At 28.8% G+C, this 2032-nt stretch carries 3 protein-coding genes and 1 pseudogene; all 4 read left to right on the top strand.

Annotation, left to right across the window (positions count from 1 at the left end; translation table 11 throughout):
- The coding region (locus tag ACGH4F_RS09495) for a hypothetical protein (RefSeq protein WP_411591005.1) at positions 1–217 on the top strand (217 nt) is incomplete at its 5' end.
- 63 nt (positions 218–280) lie between these two features.
- Positions 281–889, top strand: a complete 609-nt coding sequence (locus ACGH4F_RS09490) for a glycoside hydrolase family 108 protein (protein ID WP_411591004.1) — start codon at positions 281–283, stop codon at positions 887–889.
- 3 nt (positions 890–892) lie between these two features.
- A complete protein-coding gene (locus tag ACGH4F_RS09485) occupies positions 893–1300 on the top strand; it encodes a hypothetical protein (RefSeq protein WP_267351768.1) in 408 nt (135 codons plus the stop codon).
- Between the two features lie 155 nt (positions 1301–1455).
- A pseudogene (locus ACGH4F_RS09480) lies at positions 1456–1923 on the top strand (N-acetylmuramidase domain-containing protein); the annotation flags it as partial.
- Positions 1924–2032 lie beyond the last annotated feature (109 nt).

Raw genomic sequence — 2032 nt, 5'->3', positions numbered from 1 at the left:
TGAAGATGCACCCGACAAGAAATTAACACAAGAGCAACTTAACTTATTGGGCATAATAAATGGGTTAGAAGAGAAGTCTAAATTATGGGAAAAAAGCAAAGAAAAAGCGACAAAAATGCTGTGGTGGGATGATGTAGCCAAAGGTTTAGCTAAGCAAAGTCAACAGACAGAACAAAGTGACGCAGAAACTCAAAAAGAGCAATTAGCAGACATCTAAACTAATCAAACCGAAACTTTATCAACGCCTGCTACCTTAAGCCAAAATGGTAGGGTGTGGTTTATGCATCCTGTGGGTATTTCTATTTTCACAGAAAAGAAAATAGATTGTTGTTCTATAAAATTTCATAGAATTTCAAAAATTGTATTGAGACATGAAAGAGGATATGTAAATAATCCAAATGATTCTGGAGGTGCAACTAATAAAGGAATAGCTTGGAATACGTGGGTGGCATATGCAAAAAAAGATTTAGGAATAGAACCTACTTTAGAAAACTTAAAACAACTGACAGATGAACAAGCTGAAGTTATCTATAGAAAAAGATATTGGCAACCGAAAGGATTCTGCAAAATAGAAAATGATAGATTAGGGTTAATGATATATGATTGGTCAATTACGTCCGGAGGCGCAATAAAAAAAGTTCAGCAACTTCTAGTCGATGAGTTTGATCAAAATATCGATGTTGATGGAAAAATGGGGGAAAGAACAGCTGTTATTATAAATTCTATTGCTGATCAAGATAACTTATTAACACGTATTACTGAAATCAGACGAGAATATTATACTAATTTAGCTATTAAAGCGGATGGAACTCATACAAAAAACTATGTATTTCTAAAAGGTTGGTTAAATAGAGTGGATGATTGTTTAAATGTGAAAATTGAGGATTAGTTTATGCGATATATATTTTTTGTTTTGCTTTTTTTATTTCATTTTAATTCCGCTTGTGCCTTAGCTATTGAGCAAACTTGGACAGAAGAAGTTCATTTAGAAAAAAATGAAATACCTTATAGTATTTTCTCAATACAATTGAAAATTGACACTAACAATAAAGTAGAGGGGGAATTATGTTCTATAGTTAATTATGGCAATAAAATAGATTGCCCTATACCTTTTGTATCTAAATTAATCAATAATGAAATCGAAGTACATTTTGATAGTACCTTTGGTGGTAAAAATGGTGTAGCTATTCTTAGATTACAAGAAAAAAATTTAATTTGGGATTTGATCAGAGTTCCTAATGGAGAATATTATTTAACAAATAAAGCGAAATTACTTCCTGAAAATATTAAAAAACATTGATAATGGGTTTTTGGGTTAAAAAACATCCAATTATTTTATTAAACAATAAAGAATATAAACTTATTTTTTTAGAACAAAGAATAAATATGGATTTATTAACCGACTTTGATTATGAATAAGTTGCAAATGAGTTAGGATGTGAAGCAAAAGCTCTTAAAGCTGTAGGTATAAAAGAAACAAAGGATGAAAGTTTTTACACTCATTTAGGAGATCATGTTCCTAAAATATTGTTTGAAAGACATTATTTTCACAAATTAACCAATGGTAAATTTGATAATGATCCTGATATTTCTAGTAGTTCTCCATTTGCTAAGTATGGAACTTATGCGAAACAATATGAACGATTAATAAAAGCATATAATTTATCACCTCGAGAAGCACTACTATCAGCTTCTTGGGGAAAATTTCAAGTCATGGGTGCAAATATGCATTCAAATGAATTAAGTATTGAAGATATTCTATATGAAATTAGCCGTTCAGAAAAAAATCATTTAATTACATTAAAAGGTTATTTATTAAAAAATAACAATGCATTAGAAGCATTAAAGTTAAAAGAATGGGACACATTTGCTTTTTATTATAATGGAAGCAATTATAAAAAAATAATTATGATGTGCTTATAAAAGATATATATGAAAAACTATAAAGAAGAAAATTAAAGGAATCATAATATGAAGAAAATTATTATTATTTTTATACTATCAATGAATTTTGCATTTGCTAATACAACAA

Source organism: Gilliamella sp. CG35, assembly GCF_046635745.1.
In the GTDB taxonomy this organism is placed as follows: Bacteria; Pseudomonadota; Gammaproteobacteria; order Enterobacterales; family Orbaceae; genus Gilliamella; species Gilliamella apicola_I.
The sequence above is the reverse complement of the archived record's forward strand: the minus strand, read 5'-3'. Positions and strand labels throughout refer to the sequence as shown.

What these genes read in the sequence shown, in the direction of transcription:
- ACGH4F_RS09485 (WP_267351768.1), top strand. Translation starts at nt 893, where the DNA reads ATGCGATATATATTTTTTGTTTTGCTTTTTTTATTTCATTTTAATTCC.
- ACGH4F_RS09490 (WP_411591004.1), top strand. Translation starts at nt 281, where the DNA reads ATGCATCCTGTGGGTATTTCTATTTTCACAGAAAAGAAAATAGATTGT.